The following is an 18,983-nucleotide window of genomic DNA, read 5'->3' on the forward strand; positions in this document are numbered from 1 at the left end:
TCAGGTGTTCGGCTGCACGCGTTGACGTTTCATCACCGCATCGACGACCGCGGGGGCGAAGCTGTTGAGCACCTGGGCGCTGACGGCCATCCGCGGGGCGATCCGCACCGGCCGGGTCCGCGCCGCGGTGACCATCCAGTCGGCGGCCTCCTCGGCCGACAGCCCCGGCACCCCGTCGTAGGCGCGGGTCGGCGCGATCATCGGGGTGCGCACCAGCGGATAGAACAGCGTCGTGGAGTGCACACCGTCGGCGCTCCACTCGGTTTCGATCACCCGGCTCACCGCGGTCAGCGCCGCCTTCGACGCGTTGTACACCGCGAACAGCGGGGACGACTCGCTGAGCACGCCCCACGTCGAGACGTTGATGATGTGACCGTCGCGGCGCTCCCGCATACCGGGGGCCAGCGCCCGGATCAGCCGCAGCGGCGAGTAGTAGTTCAGCGTCATCGTGCGCTCGACGTCGTGCCAGCGCTCCAGCGAGTCGGCCAGCGGCCTGCGGATCGAGCGCCCGGCGTTGTTGATCAGGATGTCGACGCCGCCGAGCTCCTCGGTGACGCGGGCGGCGAGCTCGTCGACCGCGTCGAGGTCCGACAGGTCGCAGGCGTGCGCCCAGGCGTCCCCGCCCTTGGCGCTGATGCGCTCGACCAGCGCGTCGAGCAGTTCGGCGCGGCGCGCGGCCACCACCACGGTCGCGCCGCGGCGGGCGAGCTTCTCGGCGGCGGCCTCGCCGATACCCGAGGAGGCACCGGTGAGCAGGATCCGCTTACCCCGCAGCTCGACCACGTCGCGGCCGGGCTGGAACTGCAGCAGCTCGGGGACCACCGGCGGACGCATCGTCGTCAGGACAAGCTGGTCGGCCAGCCGACGCAGCGGGTTCTTGCTCACAAGCGCTGAGTCTAGTGACCCCCATCGGAGCGATTTCGGCGTAGCTGGTTGCGCTCAGTCCGACGAACTACGCCGAAACCGCTAGAAGTAGCGCGGGAAACTGCTCCAGTCGGGGTCGCGCTTCTGCAGGAACGCGTCGCGGCCCTCGACCGCCTCGTCGGTCATGTACGCCAGCCGCGTCGCCTCGCCGGCGAACAGCTGCTGGCCCACCAGCCCGTCGTCGGTGAGGTTGAACGCGTACTTGAGCATCCGGATCGCCTGCGGCGACTTGCCGTTGATCTCCGAGGCCCACTGCAGCGCCACCTTCTCCAGATCGGCGTGCTCGACGACCTCGTTGACCGCGCCCATCGCGTGCATCTGCTCGGCGGTGTACGGCCGGCCCAGGAAGAAGATCTCGCGGGCGAACTTCTGACCGACCTGCTTGGCCAGATACGCGCTGCCGTAGCCGCCGTCGAAGCTGCCGACGTCGGCGTCGGTCTGCTTGAACCGGGCGTGCTCGCGGCTGGCCAGCGTCAGATCGCACACCGCGTGCAGCGAGTGTCCACCGCCCGCGGCCCACCCGTTGACCAGACAGATCACCGGCTTGGGCATGAACCGGATCAGCCGCTGCACCTCGAGGATGTGCAACCGCCCCGCCCGCGCCGGGTCCACCGTCTCGGCCGTCTCACCCGCGGCGTACTGGTAGCCGGTGCGGCCGCGGATCCGTTGGTCACCGCCCGAACAGAACGCCCACCCGCCGTCCTTGGGGGAGGGCCCGTTTCCGGTCAGCAGCACGACGCCGACATCCGAGGACATCCGCGCATGGTCGAGCACCCGGTACAACTCGTCGACGGTGTGCGGGCGGAACGCGTTGCGGACCTCGGGCCGGTCGAACGCCACCCGCACGGTGGGCTGTTTGACGCCGTCGGCGACGTGCCGGTGATAGGTGATGTCGGTCAGCCCGAAACCGTCGATCGGCTCCCACTGGGTCGGGTCAAAAGGGTTGTCGCTCATGCATTCACCGTTTCGAATCGGAACACCGGGCACCGGCCGGCCAGCGCCTCGTACTCATCGGGGTTGGGTCCGGTGACCAGCCCGGCGTTCTTCATGAAGCCGACGCCGGTGGGCACCTTGACGGGGAACTCGCGCAGCAGCGGCCGCGCCTCGTCCGGGGGAAGTTCGACGACCCGCACCCGCTCGCTGCGCCGGCCGACGTGCAGTGTGGCCTCACCGGCGGCGCGCAGGTTGGCCGCCCAGTCCGAGCCGGGCAGCCCGCCGAGGACGTAGCGCTGACCGTCGACGGTCATCGGGGTGATCGGGGTCTTGCGCGGCTTACCGCTCTTGCGGCCGCGCACCTCGAGGACGACGGGCCCGTTGTCGCCACCGACGCCCAGTTTCTGCAGGCCGATCATCACTTTGTTGACGTACTTCAGCCACCACGGCGGTCGGATGCGCTCGCTGTCAGACATGGCAGAAACGCTACGTGATGGCGTCGATGCGAAATACCGGCAGCCGACGGACCAAGCTTTCGAACTCGTCGGGCGTACCGGACGTCAGGACGCCGGCGCGCTTCATCAGGTCGACGCCGACGGGCACCTGCGTCGGGAACTCCCGCAGCACCGGCCGCGCCTGATCCGGGGTCAGTTCGACCAGACGCGCCCGCTCGGCGTGCCTGCCCTGCCGCAACGTGACCTCGCCCGCAGCGCGGACGTTGCGCACCCAGTCCGCACCCGGATAGCCGTTGACGACGTAGCGATCACCGTCGACCAGCATCGGCGTGACCGGGGTCGACCGCGGTCGACCGGTGCGCCGCCCCGGCACGGTCAGCACCACCGGGGATTCGTGCCGCGAGATCGGCAGCCCGAGCCGCAGCATCGCGATCACCAGCTTGTTGACGTGCTTGAGCCACCGCGGCGCCATGTTCACACCGCGACGCCGTGCTGCGCCAGCGCGGCGCGCAACCCGTCGGTGCGCTCGACGGTCGGGATCGGGTCGACGAGCGCGAACGCGCAGCCCACGTCGCGGGCGCCGCCGTCGGCCTCATCGCTGTCGCCGACCATCAGCGCGGCGGAGGCGTCGACGCCGAGCCGGGTCAGCGCGATCTGGAAGATCGCGGCGTCGGGTTTGACCGCGCCGACTTCGTACGACAGCACGAACTCGTCGACGAACTCCTCGACACCCAACGACGCGAACGCTGGCCGGACGTCGAACGCGATGTTGGAGACCACCGCGGTCTTGACGCCTCGGTCCCGCAGCCCGCGCAGGACGTCGGCGGTGTCGGGGTACGGCGTCCAGTTCTTCGGGTCGATCATCAGCCCATACAGCGACTCGGCGTGCTCGTCGGCCAGCCCGGACTCGCGCAGCACATGCAGATACGCCTCGCGGTGCAGGTGTGGCGCCAGGTCCCGGTTGACCCACGCGTGATGCGCCTCGGGACCCATCGCGACGTGCTGGCCGGTGGGCGCGGTCATCCGGCGCATCAGCTCGGCCTGGACATGCGCGTCGACTTCGCGGTCGTCGACCTGGATGCCGTGAAACCAGCTGTCGTCCTCCTCGAGCCGGAACAGCGTCCCGGAGAAGTCGAACAGCACCGCATGCAAGTCGCTCATGGGTGCCACCCTAGCCGCGGTTGTGAGCGGCTTTGTCCAGGAGCACTTCTCGTTCCCGGTCGTTGTCGGTCATGGCCGCTGCGCGGCGGAACTCGTCGGCGGCTTCCTCGCCACGTCCCAACCGCGCAAGCAGTTCACCGCGCACGCTGGGCAGTAGGTACGACGACTCCAGCCCGGTCAGCCCGTCGACGAGGCGCAGACCCTCGGCGGGCCCGTCGGCCATCGCGACGGCCACCGCCCGGTTCAGCGCAACCACCGGCGACGGCGACACCTGCGCCAGCCCGTCGTACAGCGCGACGATCCGGCGCCAGTCCGTGTCGGCGGCGGTCCGCGCGGTGGCGTGGCACTCTGCGATCGCGGCCTGCAGCGCATACGGCCCCCAACCGGACCCCTTGCGTTGCACCGCGTTTGCGGCACGCTCGAGGGCGGCGACCCCGCGGCCGATCTGCGCGCGGTCCCAGCGGGTGCGGTTCTGATCCTCCAGCAGCACCGGCCTGCCCTCGTCGTCGGTGCGCGCCGCGAACCGTGACGACTGGAACTCCATCAGCGACACCAGCCCGTGCACCTCGGGTTCGTCGGGCACCAGCGCCGCCAGCACCCGGCCCAGTCGCAGTGCCTCCGTGCACAGTTCGTCGCGGATCCAGCGCTGCCCGGACGACGCCGAGTAGCCCTCGTTGTAGATGAGGTAGAGCACGGCTAGCACCGCCGAGAGCCGGTGCGGGTAGGCGGTCGGGTCGGGCACTTCGAACGCGACGCCGGCCAGCGCCTTCTTCGCGCGGGTGATGCGGGCCGCGATCGTCGGCGTCGGCACCAGGAACGCGCGCGCGATCTCCTCGGTGGTGAGCCCGCCGACGACGCGCAACGTCAGCGCGATCTGCGCCTCCTGCGACAGCACCGGATGCGCGGCGATGAAGATCAGCCGCAGCACGTCGTCGTCGATGCGGTCGGGATCCCACGACTCGTGGGTCTCGAGGTCGCGCGCCAGCGCGGCGTACTTGGCGTCGAGGTTGTCCTGTCGGCGCCAGTGGTCGATGGCCTTGCGCTTGGCGACGGTGGTCAACCACGCGCCCGGGTTGCGCGGCACACCGGATTTCGGCCACTGCTCGAGCGCGTCGACCAAAGCGTCGGCGGCCAGGTCCTCGGCCAGCCCGACGTCGCCGACCACCCGGGTCAGCGTGGCGACGATCTTCGCCGCCTCCATGCGCCACACCGCGTCGACGGTCTGCTGGATGTCGGCCACCCGAGCAATTGTGCCGGGACCCCTCAGGATCCCGGAACCACGAGGCCGCTCTCGTAGGCCACCACCACGAGCTGTGCGCGGTCGCGCACCCCCAACTTGCCCAACAAACGGCTGACGTGGGTCCGTGCGGTTGCCGGGCTGATGAACAGCCGCGCCCCGATCTCCTCGTTCGAGCGGCCCGCGCCGACTTCGGCGAGCACTTCGCGTTCGCGTTCGGTCAGTCCCGTCAACCGATCGGGGTCGGTTCGCCGCGGGCCGGACGCGGCACTGGCCATCACCCGGCGGGTGACCGCCGGCGACAGCATCGCGTCACCGGCCGCGACGACGCGTACCGCGCGGCGCAGCTCGTCAGGCGAGCTGTCCTTCATCAGAAAACCCGCTGCCCCCGCGCGCACCGCCTCGAACACGTGCTCGTCGGTGTCGAACGTCGTCAACACCACCACGTGCACGCCGGCCAACTGCGGGTCGGCGACGACTCGCCGGGTCGCCTCCACTCCGTCGATGTCGGGCATCCGGATATCCATCAGCACCACGTCGGGTCGCTCTCTGCGCACGACGGTGAGCGCACTGCGGCCGTCGGCAGCCTGCCCGACCACGCGAATGTCGTCGGTGCGATCGAGCAAGGCGCGCAGCCCGGCCAGCACCAGTTCCTGGTCGTCGACCAGCACGACCCTGATCACGGCGCACCACCGAACGGCAGGACGGCCTCCACCGTCCAGCCGCTCTCGGTGGGCCCTGCGCAGACCCGGCCGCCGAGCAGTCCGGCGCGCTCTCTCATCCCGAGCAAGCCATATCCGCTGGCGCCCTGTGCCGCAACGCGACTGGAGGTGCCATCGTCGCTGATCCGGATGATCAGCGCGTCGCGGCCATCGCACACGTCCACGGTGACCTTGCGGGCATCCGCGTGCCGGCGCACGTTGGTGAGCGATTCCTGCACGATCCGGTAGGCGGTGGAGGCGACCACCGCAGGCACGTCTTGCAGGTCGCCGTCGCGCAGCAGCTCGACCACCAGCCCGCCGTCGGCGGCGGCGCGCACCAACTCGTCGAGCCGGTCCAGGCCGGGCACCGGCTGCGGCGAGGAGCGCAGCGACCCGACCGTCGCCCGCAACTCGCGCGTCGCCGCGCGCGCCGCCTGGCGCACAGCGCTCAACGACGAGGCGGCCGCGACGGTATCGGGTTCGGTGTCTTCGAGCGCCTCCCGGGCCACGTCGCTGTGCAGCGATACCACCGAAAGCGCGTGCGCCAGAACGTCATGCAAGTCACGTGCGATCCGCAGCCGCTCCTGCTCGGCGCGCCGTGTCGCCTCGCGTTCCCGCTCCGCGGCCGCAGCGGCCTCCTGGCGACGCAGCTGCTCGCGCCACCCCCGGCGGGACCGCACCGCATCACCGAGCGCGATCGTCGCCGCCATCAAGCCGACCTGCGAAACCAGGTCGTAGCCCGCCAACCACGCAAGGCTGTCGCCCTCGAGTAACCGGGCGACGGTGGAGACGACGACCAGCATCGCGGCGGTACCGACCGCCCATCGCAGCCGTCCGCGTTCCGCGGCGGAGTACAGCGCCACCACGACCGGTAAGGCCAGTGGCAGCGCGGGCTGACCCGAAGCGTGATAGACGACCAGCAGCACCGCCGCCGCCACGAGCACCTGGACCGGAAACCGTCGGCGCAGCAGCAGCACGGCCGCCATGGCGAAGGCGAACAGGTATGCAGGCCAGCCGGGTTCGGTTCCGTCCAGCCGAGCGACGATGGCCGCCACCAGTGCCGCAAACACGATCAGCGCGATGACGACGTCGGCGCCCAACTCTCGCGCGCGTATGCGACCCACCGCATCAGAGTAGGAGGCTTCGGCGCTACCAGGCTGCGCCGAAGCGAAAACCACGCCGTTCGACGTACGCCCCACCCGCTGCACTACGTCCGATTACGTAATCCGGTCACGCGCTCGGTCCGATGACGGCCTTCGGCGCGGTCCTTAGCGTTGCCCGCATCGACTTGACCACGCAGAAGGAGCGTCTTGTGTCCGCACGACCCGCCGTCGCCGCTACCGTCGCCTTCGCTGCCGTAGCGACGTTCGTATTCGGCACGCTGCTGAGCGAAACGCTGCTGCTGTACCCGAACATCTTCGCCGACGTGCCCGACTCGTTGGCCCTGACGATGGAGTTCATGGCCGTCATCGCGCCGGGGGATGTCTTGCCGCCACTGGGCGCGGCGTCGCTGCTGACCGGTGTTGCCGCCGTCGCGCTCACGGTTCGCCGGGCGGCCGTCCGGTGGTGGGAGATCGCGGCCGTGGCGTCGTTGCTCTTCGGCCAGTTCATTTTCTCGGCGGCCTTCTTCTGGCCCCGCAACCAGATCATGTTCGTCGAGGGTGCTGCCGTGCACGACCCGGCGTATCTGCAGCAGGTCGCCGCCGAATTCCAAACAGGACATTGGGTTCGCGTCGGGGCCGGCGCCGTGGCGGCGACACTGGCTTTCGTGGCGATGTTGCGGATGCACCGGGAGGCGATCGCGGCTTCGCGCGAGCTGGGGCAGAATCGCCCCGACACGCCGACCTGAGTGCGATCGTGTGTCTGCTCGCGGTGGGAGAGTGGACAGCTATGACGCACAGGTTCGTCACCGCGTACCGGGAGGGCCGCAAGGCGTTCCCGCACACGCTGGCCAACCCGTATGCGGGACTGGGGGACCGGGTGGCCGCACGGATGTGGCGACTGGGCTGGCAACGGGCCGCCGAGGAGCTCCACCGCATTCCCAGCGAACAGGAGCGGCTCAAACGGTTCGCCGCCGAGATCGATGCCCTCCTGGACTGACCGCCTCGACGCGCTGCTGCGCACCGACCGACGGGTGATCCTCGGCATCACCGGCCCGCCGGGTGCCGGCAAGACGACGCTCGCCAAGCAAATCGCCGCCGTCGACGGCGCGGTGCACGTCCCGATGGACGGTTTCCATCTGGCCGACGTCGCACTGCAGCGGCTCGGCCGCCTCGACCGCAAAGGCGCCATCGACACCTTCGACGGCTACGGCTATGTCGCTGTGCTGCAACGCATTCGAGAACGCGCAGAAACCGTCTACGCGCCGGCGTTCGACCGCGACATCGAACAACCGATCGCCGGCGCCATCGCCGTCGCGCCCGACGCCCGGCTCGTCGTCACCGAGGGCAACTACCTGCTCGACGACGACGCCCCCTGGCCTCGGGTGCGGGCGGAACTCGACGCGGTGTGGTTCGTCGACGTCGAGCCCGCCGAACGCCGTCGCCGCCTGATCGCCCGCCACATCGAGTTCGGCAAGTCGCCCGACCAGGCCGAGGCGTGGGTGCGCGCCGTCGACGAACCCAACGCCGAACGCATCGAATCCGTCCGCTACAAAGCCGATTTCGTGCTCACCGTCTAGCGCGAGCAGGGAATCTCAGCCGACGGCGCGATCCGAACCCGCCCAGAACTGCGCGCGCACGGCCTTCTTGTCCGGCTTGCCCAGTGCGGTCACCGGCACCGAGTCGACGACGATCACCTGTTTGGGCGACTGCACCGAACCCTTGCGTTCCTTGACCGCCGCCTGGATCTCCGAGGTCATCTGCGCGACGGTCTCCTCGGAGCGGTCGGCGTCCGGCCGCAGCACGACCACCGCGGTCACTGCCTCGCCCCACTTCTCGTCCGGTGTCCCGATCACGCACACCTGGGCCACCGAAGGATGTTCGGCCACAACGTCTTCGACCTCGCGTGGGAACACGTTGAACCCGCCGGTGACGATCATGTCCTTGGTCCGGTCGACGATGTAGTAGAAGCCGTCGGAGTCCTCGCGGGCCAGGTCGCCGGTGTGCATCCAGCCGTCGCGGAACGTCTCGGCCGTCGCTTCGGGTTTGTTCCAGTAGCCGCCGGACACCAGCGGCCCGGACACGCAGATCTCACCGACTTCGCCCTGCGGCACCGGGTTGCCGTCGCCGTCGAGCAGCGCCACCCGCGCGAACACCGTCGGCCGCCCACACGAGGTCAGCCGCTTCTCGTCGTGATCACCCTTGGCCAGGTACGTGATCACCATCGGCGCCTCGGACTGCCCGTAGTACTGCGCGAAGATCGGGCCGAACCGCTCGATCGCCTCGCGCAGCCGCACCGGGTTCATCGCCGAGGCGCCGTAGTACACCGTCTCCAGCGACGACAGGTCGCGGGTGCGAGAATCCGGGTGGTCCATCAGCGCGTAGATCATCGACGGCACCAGCATCGTCGCGGTGATCTTCTGCTCCTCGATCACCCGCAGCACCTCGGCCGGGTCGAACTTGGTCAGTACGAACAGCTCGCCGCCTTTGATGATCGTCGGCACGAAGAACGCCGCACCGGCATGCGACAGCGGTGTGCACATCAGGAACCGGGGCCGCTCCGGCCATTCCCACTCGGCCAGCTGGATCGTCGTCATCGTGGTGATCGAGGCCACCGTGCCGATCACGCCCTTGGGCTTACCGGTCGTGCCGCCGGTGTAGGCCATGCCGCCGATGTGGTCGGGCGGCAGGTCCGCCGCCACCAAGGGCTGCGGCGAGTACTTGGCGGCCTCGGCGGTCAGGTCGACGCCGACACCCTCCAACTCGGCGGGCACCGGGCCGATCGTCAGCACCTGCTTGAGCCCGGGCACCTTCTCCAGCAGCCCCTGCGCGCGCTCGACGAACATCGGGTTGGGGTCGATGATCAGCGACGTGACGCCGGCGTCGTTGAGCACGTAGGCGTGATCGTCCAGCGAACCTAGAGGGTGTAGTGCGGTGCGGCGGTAGCCCTGGGTCTGGCCGGCGCCGATGATCATCAGTACCTCGGGCCGGTTCAGCGACAGCAGCCCGGTCGCCGTGCCCGAGCCGGCGCCGAGCGCCTCGAACGCCTGAACGTACTGGCTGATGCGGTCGGCGAGTTCACCACCGGTGAGCGTGGTGTCGCCGAGGAACAACACCGGCTTGTCCTTGTTGCGCTTGAGCGCTCCCACCGTGAGGTGGCCGGAGTGGACGGGATGGCGCAGCAGATCACTCATGGCCATCAGATTAGAACGTGTTCCAGTTCCAGTCAGCAGGTCCCCGGAAACGCCCAGCGCCGCGCGGGTGACCTCTCGCGGAGACGAGACTTCCGCGATTCTGCTGACTCCGCATAAGTTAATGTGCATACTCACTGAACTGAGGGGGCCGCGGGATCCGAAGGTGGGGCGTCGAGGCGGCCGTAAATGATATTTCGGCAAATTCCAGCGACTATGCTGCATCGACCCGGTGGCATGCGGAATAAAACGGAGCACGGACTGAGGCATTAAGTGAATGTTGGTTCGAGATGACGACACGGGGTGACGGTGTCGAGGTCATCGGCGACTGGGCCGGTGGCTACGTCAAGCGCCACCCGATGGCCTCGCTGGCGACGGTCGGGGACCAGTTCGTGCTCGGCGTACGCACCCTTCAGCACCTGTTCCTGGACCTGGTCACCGGACGGTTCCAGTGGTGGGAATTCGTCCGGCAGTCCGCGTTCATGGCCGGAACGGCGGTGCTGCCGACGGTCCTGGTCGCGCTGCCCATCGGCGTCACCCTGTCGATCCAGTTCGCACTGCTGGCCGGTCAGGTCGGCGCCACCTCTCTGGCGGGCGCGGCCAGCGGCCTGGCGGTGATCCGGCAGGCCGCCTCGCTGACCGCGGCGATCCTGATGGCCGCCGCCGTCGGTTCGGCCATCACCGCCGACCTCGGTTCGCGCAAGATGCGCGAGGAAACCGACGCGATGGAAGTGATGGGCGTGTCGGTGATCCGGCGCCTGGTGGTGCCGCGGTTCGCCGCCGCCATCATGATCGGCGTCGCACTCACCGGGGTGGTGTGCTTTGTCGGCTTCCTGGCCAGCTACCTGTTCAACGTGTACTTCCAGAACGGCGCCCCGGGCAGCTTCGTCGCCACGTTCGCGTCGTTCACCACGACGGGCGACATGATCGTCGCGCTGGTGAAGGCGGTGGTGTTCGGCGCGATCGTCGCCGTGGTGTCCTGCCAGAAGGGCCTGTCCACCAAGGGCGGTCCGACCGGGGTGGCGAACTCGGTGAACGCCGCTGTGGTGGAGTCGATCCTGATCCTGATGGTCGTCAACGTCGCGATCAGCCAGCTCTACATCATGCTGTTCCCCCGGGTCGGCCTCTGAGATGGCGGCGACGTTCGTACCGCCGGTCCTGACGCCTTTCGTGCGTCTGTACCGCAAGACCACCCCGCCGATCGGCCGGCTCGGCCACATGCTGATGTTCTTCGTCCGCGCGATCGCGGCGATCCCGTTGGCGCTGCGCCACTATCGCACCGAGTTCGTCCGGCTGCTGTCCGACATCGTTTGGGGCAACGGGTCTTTGGTGGTGGGCGGCGGAACCGCAGGCGTGGCGATCGTTCTCGGTGTCACGGTCGGCGCGCTGGTCGGCATCGAGGGCTACAACTTTCTCGACCTGCTGGGCCTGGGGCCGGCGACCGGGATCATCTCCTCGCTGGTGAACACCCGCGAACTCGCGCCGATCGCACTGTCGTTGGCGTTCGCCACGCAGGCCGGCTGCCGGTTCACCGCGCAGCTGGGCTCCATGCGGATCGCCGAGGAGATCGACGCCCTGGAGTCGCTGGCGATCCGGCCCATCCCGTACCTGGTCACCACCCGGCTGGTGGCGTCCGTCGTCGCGGTCATCCCGCTGTACGTGGTGTGCCTGGCGGTCAGCTATCTGACGACGCAGCTCGTGGTCATGGCCATCAGTGGCGGCGCGACGGGCTCCTACCTGCACTACTTCACGCTCATGCTGTCGGGTCAGGACATCCTGTACTCGCTGATCAAAGCGATCATCTTCGTGTGGATCGCGACGACGATCCAGTGCTACTACGGCTTCTACGCCACCGGCGGTCCCGAGGGTGTCGGGGTCGCCGCCGGCCATGCCATGCGCGCCAGCATCACCGTCGTGATCATCGTCAACATGCTGCTCACCATGGCGCTGTGGAGCGTCGACGCCGGCGCGAGGTTCGGGGGCTGAGTGGCGAATTCCTTTGACCTGGACGGGCGCGGGCCCACCGACCGTCAGCTGGTGACCACGGGAGTCGTGGTTCTCGTTGTGCTGGCGGTGATTTCGGGGGCGCTGCTGGTCAAGTCGACAGGACGGCTCGATCCGTTCGTGCGCGTGGTGGCCGACCTCGCCAACGTCGGTGACGGGTTGCCGCAGCGCTCCGACGTCAAGTACCACGGCGTACTGGTCGGCGCGGTCGAGGATGTCACCCCGGCCGCGCACGGCGAGCCGAACTACGTCCACATCAACCTCGATCCCACCTACGCCCGGGCGATCCCGGCCAACGTCACCGCGCGGGTGGTGCCCAGCAACGTGTTCGCGGTGTCGTCGGTGCAGCTCGTCGATCCCGGCGATCCCGGCCCGCCGATCCGCGCGGGCGCGCACATCCCCGAGGACACCGAGCTGCCGACGGTGCTGTTCCAGACCACGATCAGCAAGCTGCGCGACATCCTGGCCGCCACCGGCCGCGGCCGCGAGGACAAGACGGTCGGCATCCTGGCCGCGGTGAACGCGGCCACCGAGGACCGGCGCACCGAGCTGCTGGCCAGCGGCGCGCAGTTGAACCGTCTCATCGACGAGGTCGACGCGATCGTCGCCACCGATCCGGGACCGACCACCGTGTCGGCACTCATCGACGCGACCCGCGGATTGCGCTCCACCGCACCGGAGTTGATCGACGCACTGCACCAGGCGGTCGAGCCGATGCAGACGCTGGTCCAGCAGCGGGCCCAACTCGACGCGCTCATGAGCAGCGGCCTGCACACCAGCGGCACCGTGGAGACCGCGCTGAACAACCACACCGACCGGATGGTCACCATCACCTCCGAGCTGACCCCGGTGATGGGCAACCTCGCCGACACGTCGCACCACTGGCTGCCGGCGTTCGTCAAACTCAACGGCCTGTCCGACAAGTTCTTCACCGAGGTGTGGCGTCCCGAACGCGACATCGGCAACATGCGGATGAACCTGTCGCTCACGCCGACCTACACCTACACCCGCGCGGACTGCCCGAAGTACGGCGAGCTCCTGGCGCCGAGCTGCTACACCGCACCGCTCGTGGTGACCCGGCCCGAACTGCCCGACGTGCTGCTGCCCCAGAACTACCAGCCGCCCAAGGATCTCGCCCCGCCGCCGGGCACGGTGCTGGGGGAGAACGGCAACCTCGTCGCGGTCGGCCCGCCGCTGGTCAACCCGAACCCGAGCCTGGCCGACCCGAATCCGCCGCTGCCGCCGTGGATGTCACCCGCGCCGCCGGTGCCGCTGACGGCCAACGACGCGTTGATCCCGGTCGGCCCGCCGCCGGTCAACCAGTCGCCGTTGGCGCCGGTGGCGCCCAAACCGGGCGATCCGCCACCCGCACCACCCGCTGCGCCCGCGCCGCCCGGCCCGCTGCCCGCCGAGGCCGCGCCCGCGTCGTTCGGCGGCAACGTCGGTCCGGTCGGCAGCCCGGCCGAGCGCGCGACGCTCAGCGCCATCACCGGCCAACCCGTCAGCACGGCAACGCAACTGCTACTCGGCCCGGTGGCCCGCGGCACCACGGTCGCGCCGGGAGAGGAGCCCCGATGAAGGCACGCGGCGCGCTGATCGGGTTGTCGCTGTTCATGGTGGTGGCGATGACGCTGACCTGGCTGGTGTACGTCACGCTGCGGCGCGACGTCGCCGGGTCCACGGTGCCGTACGCGGCGGTGTTCACCGACGTGTTCGGGTTACGCGAAGGCGACGACGTGCGGATGGCCGGCGTGCGGGTGGGCCGCGTGGAAAACATTGAGCTGCAGGGCAAACACGCGAAGGTCTCGTTCGTCGTGCAGAGCGAGCAGCGGCTGCTCGGTACCACCGTCGCCTCGGTGACCTACCAGAACATCGTCGGGCAGCGCTACCTCGGGTTGTCGCTGGGTTCCCTCGGTGATCCCGACCCGCTGCCGGCCGGCAGCACGATCCCGGTCGAGCAGACCGATCCGTCGTTCGACGTCGGCACGCTGCTCAACGGCTACGAGCCGCTGTTCAGCGTGCTCGACCCGCGGCACGCCGACAACCTCACCAAGGGCGTGATCCAGTCGCTGCAGGGCGACGAGGGGTCGATCACCGCGCTGGTCGACCAGAGCGCCGAGATAACCGACGCGTTCGCCGGACAGGACGAGGAACTCGGCGGCGTGATCACCGATCTCAACCTCGTGGTGGCCAACCTCGCCCGGCACAACGACGACCTCGACCACATCGTCGGCGAGGTCCGCTCGGTGGTGTCGACGTTCGACGCGCGCCGGCCCCAGCTGATCGACTCGATGGGGTCGATGGCCAAGGTGGTGCGCCAGCTGTCGACGATCTCCGACGAGGTGTACCCGCCGCTGAACGAAATGGTGCAGCGCCAGCCGGGATTCGCCAAGCACATGCTCGGCATCGAGCCGCAGCTGGCGTTCGTTGGCGCCAACCTGCCGCTGATGCTCAAGGGTTTCGCGCGGATCACCGGCGAGGGCACCTACGCCAACGCGTACGCCTGCAACCTCGACGCCACCGCGTTCTTCCCCGGCCTCAACGACGTGACGCCGATCATCGTCGACGCCGCCACCCCCGGCAACAAGGCCCGCTACACCCCCAAGTGCAGGAACATGGCCAATGGCTGATCGAACGCCGAAGACCCTGGAGAGCTACAGCAAGACGTGGCTGGGCGTCATCGCCGTCGCGGTCGTCGCCGTGCTCGTCGCAGCGCTGCTGGCGGTCAAGGTCGCCGACATCGGGTACCACCACTACACCGCCCGTTTCCTGCAGGCGGCCGCGCTTCAGCCGGGCAACCCGATCACCGTGGCCGGCATCCCGGTCGGCGAGGTGTCGAGCATGGAGCTCAAAGGTGACCACGTCGAGGCCGGCCTGAAGGTCCGCGACGACGTCGTGCTCGGGGAGGACTCCCGCGCCTCCATCAAGATCACGACGATCCTGGGCTCGCGCTACCTCGCGCTGTTCCCCGACGGCCCGGGGTCGTTGCCGGACAACACCTTCGACCTCACCCACACCGAGGTCCCCTACGACCTGCAGGAAGCCCTGTCCGACGTCACCACCACCTACGAACAGGTCGACTCCGATCAGTTCGCCGAGACGCTGTCGATCCTGGGTAGGCAGCTCGAGACGCTGCCGCCGGTGATTCCGCAGGCGCTCGAGAACACCCACACCCTCTCGACGATCATCGCGCAGCGCCGCGACCAGCTCGGCGAACTGCTCGAGACCACCGAACTGGTCAGCTCCACGCTGCGCCGTCAGCAGTCCACGATCGGCAACCTGGTCAACCAGGGCAACTCGCTGCTCGGCGAGTTCGTCGCCAGGCGCGCCACCTTCCACGCGATGATGGACGCGTTGACCAACCTGGTGCAGAAGTTGAGCGACATCGTCATCGACGACCGCCCCGAGCTCGAGGAGCTGCTCGCCAACCTGCGTGAGCTCTCCACGTTGCTGGGCCGCAACGACGGCATGGTGCGCAGCATCCTGCAGACCGGCCCGATCGCGCTGCGCGGCATCGCGAACATCACCGGCACCGGCAACGCCATCGACTTCAACGCCTCCAGCGGCCTGCTCGTCGACTCGTGGATGTGCGCAATCAGCGGTCGCGCCAAGCAATTCGGCATGATCGAGTACTACCAGGACTGCAAATGAGATTCACCAGAGCTCGGATCATCGCGATCGTCGCCGTCGGGCTGGCGGTGGTGCTCGCGGTCGGTGTCACGGTGGTGAAGTTCACCGCGGACCGGCTCGACGTGATCACCGTGACAGCCCAGTTCGACAGCGCCTCGGGGCTCTACGTCGGCAATGTGGTCGCGGTGCTCGGGATGCCGGTCGGCACGGTCACCGAGATCACCCCGAAGGGCGGGTACGTCGAGGTGGAGTTCACCGTCGACAACGACGTCAAGGTGCCCGCCGACGTCCAGGCGGCCACCATCTCGAACTCGATCCTGACCGACCGCCAGATCGAGCTCACCCCGCCCTACCAGGACGGTCCCACCCTGGAGAACCACGACACCATCGGCCTGAACCGCACCCGCACCCCGGTCGAATTCGCCAGGGTCCTCGACGTTCTCGACAAGCTCGCGGTGTCGCTGCGCGGAGACGGCAAGGGCAACGGCCCGGTCGCCGACGTCGTCGACGCCAGCGCCGCCATCGTCGACGGCAACGGACAGCAGATGAAAGACGCGCTCGGTGAACTGTCGAATGCGCTGCGGCTCAGCGCCGACCGCGGCACCGTCACCAAGGACCAGCTGACCACGATCGTGCGCAACGTGAGCTCGCTGTCGGACGCGGCCGCCCGCAACGACGAGCTGATGCGCGAATTCGGCTCCTCGGTGCGGGCGATGAGCCAGATCCTGGCCGACGAGGACCTCGGCACCGGCACCACCGGCCGCAAGATCAACGAGGTGCTCACCAACACCAGCCAGGTGCTCGAGACCCACCGCGACTCGATCAAGGACCTCGTCGCCAACGGTGACATCGTGCTGAACACCGCGGTCGACCACGAGCGGGATCTGATGGAGTTCCTCGACGTCGCACCGATGACACTGGACAACCTGTACAACGTCGCCGACCAGAAGAACGGCGCGCTGCGGGTCAAGGTGGTCACCGACAAGATCCTGTTCGACAACCAGCTGATCAAAGAGGTCTGCAACATGATGGGCCTGCGGCAACTGGGTTGCAGCACAGGAACACTGCAGGACTTCGGCCCGGACTTCGGGTTGAGCTACATGCTGGACGGTCTCGCGGCGATGGGACAGAGATGACGGGTGCGCGCAGGCTCGCCACAGCGTTGGTGGCCACCAGTTGTCTGGCCGTATCCGGTTGCGCCACTGACGGTCTGGCCAGCCTGCCGCTGCCGGCGCCGGGTGTGGGCAGCGGTGGCTACGAAGTGACCGCGGTGTTCACCAACGCGCTGAACCTGCCCGCCAACGCGAAGGTCAAACTGGCCGGTGCGGACGTCGGGCAGATGGAGTCGATGGTGGCCCGCAACTACACCGCGGTGACCACGCTGCGGATCATGGACGGGGTGCAGTTGCCGCAGGGCAGCACCGCCGAACTGCGTTCGGCCACACCGCTGGGCGACGTGTTCGTCGCGCTCAAGCCCCCGAGTCCGGTGCCGCCGAGCACGCCGCTGCTCAAAGACGGCGACACCATCGGCCTGGAGTCGACGACGGCCGCGGCCACCGTGGAATCGGTGCTGGGTTCGGCGGCGATCCTGGTCAACGGCGGCGCGGTGCGCAACTTCACCAACATCATCAACGGTCTGGGCAAGGCCACCGGGGACCAGGGCCAGGCTTTCGGCACGCTGATCCGCAAGACCAACCACACGCTGGGCAAGCTCAACGCACGCTCGGACGAGATCTCGACAGCGATGAGCGAGACGTCGCGGCTGGCCAACGAGATCGCCGCGAAGAACCAGGCGCTGGCCGAGGTGATGGCCGAAGCCCGCCCGGCCACCGACACCCTCGCCACGCACGCGACCGACATCGCCGATCTGATCCAACGTTTCGGCGGCGTCTCCGATCAGGCCCGCAAGTTCCCCTCGATCGCGGGCACCGACACCAGCGGCCGCAGCGTCATCGCCGACGCCAACACCGTCGCCAAGGCCTGGAACGACGTGGCACTGGCACCGGACGCCACGCTGTACGCGCTGAACCGGTTGCTGCCGCCGTTCATCAAGACCATGACCAGCAACGCGATCGCCCTCGACGCCAGCGTGGACCGGTTGGTGCTCGGCTCCATCCCCGACATCAGCTACGCCGGCGACCCCGGCCTGCACGGTCCGAAACGGCACGACTGGCATCAGCTGGTCGGCACGCTGAAGTACACGCTGTGGCGGCTGCAGGAGCGCGTCGTCGGCAAAGGCCCTGGCGTGCCGCAAGTTCCGGTGATCCCGAGCCCCACCGAACCCGGGGAGATCATCGTGGCGCCCCAGCCCGCAGCGCCCGCACCACCCGCAGTACCTGCGCCGGCGGCGCCGGCGCATCTGCCCGCCGAGGCGCCCCGATGATCGCCGCGGCCGCCGACCGGATCGTCGACGTCGTCCGGTTCGGCTACCGCCGCCGGGCCTGGCTCTCGGCGATCGGGCTGGTGATGGTGCTCGTCGTCGCGACCGCGTACCTGTTGTTCGGGGCGCTGCGGGTGAACCCGTTCGCCTCGAGCTACCGGCTCACCGTGGCGCTGCCGGAGTCGGCGGGGCTGTTGCCCAACCAGGACGTGACGCTGCGGGGGGTGCAGGTCGGGCGGGTCGAACGGCTCGATATCACTCCCGACGGGGTCGACGCGATCGTCAACGTCAGGTCCTCGGTGCAGATCCCGCAGTCCTCGGCGGTGCGGGTGTCGGGGCTGTCGCCGGCCGGTGAGCAGTACATCGACTTCGTCCCCGAGGCGGAGACCGGGCCGTTCCTGGCCGACGGCGCGCACATCGGCCAGGGCACCGCCACCGTCCCGGTCAGCCTCGCCGAACTGCTCGCCAACGCCGACGGCGCGCTGGCCCAGGCCGACACCGAAAAGCTCGAACTCATCCGGAAAGAGCTGAGCCTCAGCGAAGCCGGACCGCAGAAACTAGCCGACATCGTCGACGGCGGCACGTTCCTGCTGTCCACCCTGGACTCGGTGCTGCCGGAAACCAGTTCGCTGCTGCGGACCAGCCAGGTGGTGTTCACCATGGTCGCCGACAAGAACGCCGGAATCGACGCCGCCTCAGACAATCTCACCGAGACCTTCGACGGCATCAACCGGATGAAGGAGGGTTACCGGCGGCTGACCAACCAGACCCCGGACGCGCTCGCCAAGGTCGACAACCTGTTCGTCGACAACTCCGACACCATGGTGCAGCTGCTGGGCAACCTGACAACCACGTCGCGGCTGCTGTATCTGCGGGTGCCTGCGCTCAACGCGCTGTTCCCGAGCTACCGCACCTCGGTGCTCGACGCGCTCGGCACCGCGATGCACACCGGCGGGCTGTGGGGCACCGCCGAGATCTATCCGCGGTACACCTGTGATTACGGCACACCGAAGCGCCCGCCGTCATCGGCGGACTACCCGGAGCCGTTCATGTACACCTACTGCCGCGACGACCACCCGGGCGTGCTGGTCCGCGGCGCCAAGAACGCGCCCCGGCCCGCCGGCGACGACACCGCAGGACCGCCGCCGGGTGCCGACCTCGGCCGCCAGACCGATCCGACACCCAAGGGGCGCTACACGATTCCGACGCCCTACGGTGGCCCGACGCTTCCGATCGAGCCGCCGCGCTGAGCGCAACGCTAGGAGAT

General features: G+C 68.9%; 20 protein-coding genes. 11 read left to right on the forward strand and 9 right to left on the reverse strand.

The features are described 5' to 3' along the window. The 8 genes from BHQ18_RS22150 to BHQ18_RS22185 all read right to left on the reverse strand — a co-directional run bounded on the left by BHQ18_RS22150 (position 1) and on the right by BHQ18_RS22185 (position 6,535). Positions 1–885, reverse strand: a complete 885-nt coding sequence (locus BHQ18_RS22150) for an SDR family oxidoreductase (RefSeq protein ID WP_069415803.1) — start codon at positions 883–885, stop codon at positions 1–3. Between the two features lie 81 nt (positions 886–966). Further along, positions 967–1,878 (reverse strand): 1,4-dihydroxy-2-naphthoyl-CoA synthase, encoded by a 912-nt coding sequence (locus BHQ18_RS22155; protein ID WP_069415804.1) that lies wholly within the window; start codon positions 1,876–1,878, stop codon positions 967–969. Further along, positions 1,875–2,333, reverse strand: coding sequence for a nitroreductase family deazaflavin-dependent oxidoreductase (locus tag BHQ18_RS22160; RefSeq protein ID WP_069415805.1), 459 nt, complete (start codon positions 2,331–2,333; stop codon positions 1,875–1,877). Before BHQ18_RS22160 ends, BHQ18_RS22155 begins: the two co-directional genes overlap by 4 nt. Before the next feature lie 10 nt (positions 2,334–2,343). Beyond that, positions 2,344–2,784, reverse strand: coding sequence for a nitroreductase family deazaflavin-dependent oxidoreductase (locus BHQ18_RS22165; RefSeq protein ID WP_069415806.1), 441 nt, complete (start codon positions 2,782–2,784; stop codon positions 2,344–2,346). Between the two features lie 2 nt (positions 2,785–2,786). Continuing rightward, positions 2,787–3,473 (reverse strand): HAD family hydrolase, encoded by a 687-nt coding sequence (locus BHQ18_RS22170; RefSeq protein WP_069415807.1) that lies wholly within the window; start codon positions 3,471–3,473, stop codon positions 2,787–2,789. A 10-nt stretch (positions 3,474–3,483) separates the two neighbouring features. After that, a complete protein-coding gene (locus BHQ18_RS22175) occupies positions 3,484–4,674 on the reverse strand; it encodes an RNA polymerase sigma factor (RefSeq protein WP_069415875.1) in 1,191 nt (396 codons plus the stop codon). Between the two features lie 62 nt (positions 4,675–4,736). After that, positions 4,737–5,393 (reverse strand): response regulator, encoded by a 657-nt coding sequence (locus BHQ18_RS22180; protein WP_069415808.1) that lies wholly within the window; start codon positions 5,391–5,393, stop codon positions 4,737–4,739. After that, on the reverse strand, positions 5,390–6,535 hold the full coding sequence (locus tag BHQ18_RS22185; protein WP_069415809.1) for a sensor histidine kinase: 1,146 nt from the start codon (positions 6,533–6,535) through the stop codon (positions 5,390–5,392). The genes BHQ18_RS22180 and BHQ18_RS22185 overlap by 4 nt, the downstream gene beginning before the upstream one ends. Before the next feature lie 122 nt (positions 6,536–6,657). On the opposite strand from BHQ18_RS22185, the gene BHQ18_RS22190 reads away from it, so the two are divergent. Genes BHQ18_RS22190 through BHQ18_RS22200 form a run of 3 tightly spaced genes read left to right on the forward strand, consistent with a single transcriptional unit; the run spans position 6,658 to position 8,091 of the window. After that, positions 6,658–7,260 carry an anthrone oxygenase family protein gene (locus BHQ18_RS22190; RefSeq protein ID WP_109789377.1) on the forward strand — a complete coding sequence of 201 codons (603 nt, stop codon included), beginning with the start codon at positions 6,658–6,660 and terminating at the stop codon, positions 7,258–7,260. A gap of 41 nt (positions 7,261–7,301) precedes the next feature. Then, positions 7,302–7,511 (forward strand): ribosome modulation factor, encoded by a 210-nt coding sequence (locus BHQ18_RS22195; protein WP_069415811.1) that lies wholly within the window; start codon positions 7,302–7,304, stop codon positions 7,509–7,511. Beyond that, entirely contained in the window at positions 7,495–8,091 is a 597-nt protein-coding gene (locus BHQ18_RS22200) for a nucleoside/nucleotide kinase family protein (RefSeq protein WP_069415812.1), read from the forward strand. Before BHQ18_RS22195 ends, BHQ18_RS22200 begins: the two co-directional genes overlap by 17 nt. A 15-nt stretch (positions 8,092–8,106) precedes the next feature. Here BHQ18_RS22200 and fadD8 read toward each other — a convergent pair whose 3' ends face one another. Beyond that, on the reverse strand, positions 8,107–9,705 hold the full coding sequence (gene fadD8, locus BHQ18_RS22205) for a fatty-acid--CoA ligase FadD8 (protein WP_069415876.1): 1,599 nt from the start codon (positions 9,703–9,705) through the stop codon (positions 8,107–8,109). Between the two features lie 287 nt (positions 9,706–9,992). Here fadD8 and BHQ18_RS22210 point away from each other — a divergent pair, with 287 nt between their 5' ends. From BHQ18_RS22210 to BHQ18_RS22245, 8 genes are read left to right on the forward strand one after another with little or no spacing between them, the layout of a single operon-like run. Further along, complete coding sequence (locus BHQ18_RS22210) at positions 9,993–10,832, forward strand: MlaE family ABC transporter permease (protein ID WP_069415813.1); 840 nt, start codon at positions 9,993–9,995, stop codon at positions 10,830–10,832. A 1-nt stretch (position 10,833) separates the two neighbouring features. Further along, complete coding sequence (locus tag BHQ18_RS22215; RefSeq protein ID WP_069415814.1) at positions 10,834–11,688, forward strand: MlaE family ABC transporter permease; 855 nt, start codon at positions 10,834–10,836, stop codon at positions 11,686–11,688. Then, positions 11,689–13,284, forward strand: a complete 1,596-nt coding sequence (locus BHQ18_RS22220) for an MlaD family protein (protein WP_069415815.1) — start codon at positions 11,689–11,691, stop codon at positions 13,282–13,284. After that, complete coding sequence (locus BHQ18_RS22225) at positions 13,281–14,336, forward strand: MCE family protein (protein WP_069415816.1); 1,056 nt, start codon at positions 13,281–13,283, stop codon at positions 14,334–14,336. Before BHQ18_RS22220 ends, BHQ18_RS22225 begins: the two co-directional genes overlap by 4 nt. Next, complete coding sequence (locus BHQ18_RS22230) at positions 14,329–15,357, forward strand: MCE family protein (protein ID WP_069415817.1); 1,029 nt, start codon at positions 14,329–14,331, stop codon at positions 15,355–15,357. The genes BHQ18_RS22225 and BHQ18_RS22230 overlap by 8 nt, the downstream gene beginning before the upstream one ends. Next, the gene (locus BHQ18_RS22235) at positions 15,354–16,472 is read left to right on the forward strand and encodes an MCE family protein (protein WP_069415818.1); all 1,119 of its coding nucleotides are present in this window, start codon (positions 15,354–15,356) and stop codon (positions 16,470–16,472) included. Before BHQ18_RS22230 ends, BHQ18_RS22235 begins: the two co-directional genes overlap by 4 nt. Beyond that, a complete protein-coding gene (locus BHQ18_RS22240; protein ID WP_069415819.1) occupies positions 16,469–17,719 on the forward strand; it encodes an MCE family protein in 1,251 nt (416 codons plus the stop codon). Before BHQ18_RS22235 ends, BHQ18_RS22240 begins: the two co-directional genes overlap by 4 nt. Further along, on the forward strand, positions 17,716–18,966 hold the full coding sequence (locus tag BHQ18_RS22245) for an MlaD family protein (RefSeq protein WP_069415820.1): 1,251 nt from the start codon (positions 17,716–17,718) through the stop codon (positions 18,964–18,966). Before BHQ18_RS22240 ends, BHQ18_RS22245 begins: the two co-directional genes overlap by 4 nt. Positions 18,967–18,983: the final 17 nt, after the last annotated feature.

This window comes from Mycolicibacterium flavescens (assembly GCF_001722335.1).
GTDB lineage: Bacteria > Actinomycetota > Actinomycetes > Mycobacteriales > Mycobacteriaceae > Mycobacterium > Mycobacterium flavescens.

What these genes read in the sequence shown, in the direction of transcription:
- BHQ18_RS22225 (WP_069415816.1), top strand. Translation starts at nt 13,281, where the DNA reads ATGAAGGCACGCGGCGCGCTGATCGGGTTGTCGCTGTTCATGGTGGTG.
- BHQ18_RS22215 (WP_069415814.1), top strand. Translation starts at nt 10,834, where the DNA reads ATGGCGGCGACGTTCGTACCGCCGGTCCTGACGCCTTTCGTGCGTCTG.
- BHQ18_RS22160 (WP_069415805.1), bottom strand. Translation starts at nt 2,333, where the DNA reads ATGTCTGACAGCGAGCGCATCCGACCGCCGTGGTGGCTGAAGTACGTC.
- BHQ18_RS22190 (WP_109789377.1), top strand. Translation starts at nt 6,658, where the DNA reads ATGACGGCCTTCGGCGCGGTCCTTAGCGTTGCCCGCATCGACTTGACC.
- BHQ18_RS22165 (WP_069415806.1), bottom strand. Translation starts at nt 2,784, where the DNA reads ATGGCGCCGCGGTGGCTCAAGCACGTCAACAAGCTGGTGATCGCGATG.
- BHQ18_RS22235 (WP_069415818.1), top strand. Translation starts at nt 15,354, where the DNA reads ATGAGATTCACCAGAGCTCGGATCATCGCGATCGTCGCCGTCGGGCTG.
- BHQ18_RS22175 (WP_069415875.1), bottom strand. Translation starts at nt 4,674, where the DNA reads ATGGAGGCGGCGAAGATCGTCGCCACGCTGACCCGGGTGGTCGGCGAC.
- BHQ18_RS22155 (WP_069415804.1), bottom strand. Translation starts at nt 1,878, where the DNA reads ATGAGCGACAACCCTTTTGACCCGACCCAGTGGGAGCCGATCGACGGT.
- BHQ18_RS22200 (WP_069415812.1), top strand. Translation starts at nt 7,495, where the DNA reads ATGCCCTCCTGGACTGACCGCCTCGACGCGCTGCTGCGCACCGACCGA.
- BHQ18_RS22245 (WP_069415820.1), top strand. Translation starts at nt 17,716, where the DNA reads ATGATCGCCGCGGCCGCCGACCGGATCGTCGACGTCGTCCGGTTCGGC.
- BHQ18_RS22230 (WP_069415817.1), top strand. Translation starts at nt 14,329, where the DNA reads ATGGCTGATCGAACGCCGAAGACCCTGGAGAGCTACAGCAAGACGTGG.
- BHQ18_RS22210 (WP_069415813.1), top strand. Translation starts at nt 9,993, where the DNA reads ATGACGACACGGGGTGACGGTGTCGAGGTCATCGGCGACTGGGCCGGT.
- BHQ18_RS22195 (WP_069415811.1), top strand. Translation starts at nt 7,302, where the DNA reads ATGACGCACAGGTTCGTCACCGCGTACCGGGAGGGCCGCAAGGCGTTC.
- BHQ18_RS22240 (WP_069415819.1), top strand. Translation starts at nt 16,469, where the DNA reads ATGACGGGTGCGCGCAGGCTCGCCACAGCGTTGGTGGCCACCAGTTGT.
- BHQ18_RS22170 (WP_069415807.1), bottom strand. Translation starts at nt 3,473, where the DNA reads ATGAGCGACTTGCATGCGGTGCTGTTCGACTTCTCCGGGACGCTGTTC.
- fadD8 (WP_069415876.1), bottom strand. Translation starts at nt 9,705, where the DNA reads ATGAGTGATCTGCTGCGCCATCCCGTCCACTCCGGCCACCTCACGGTG.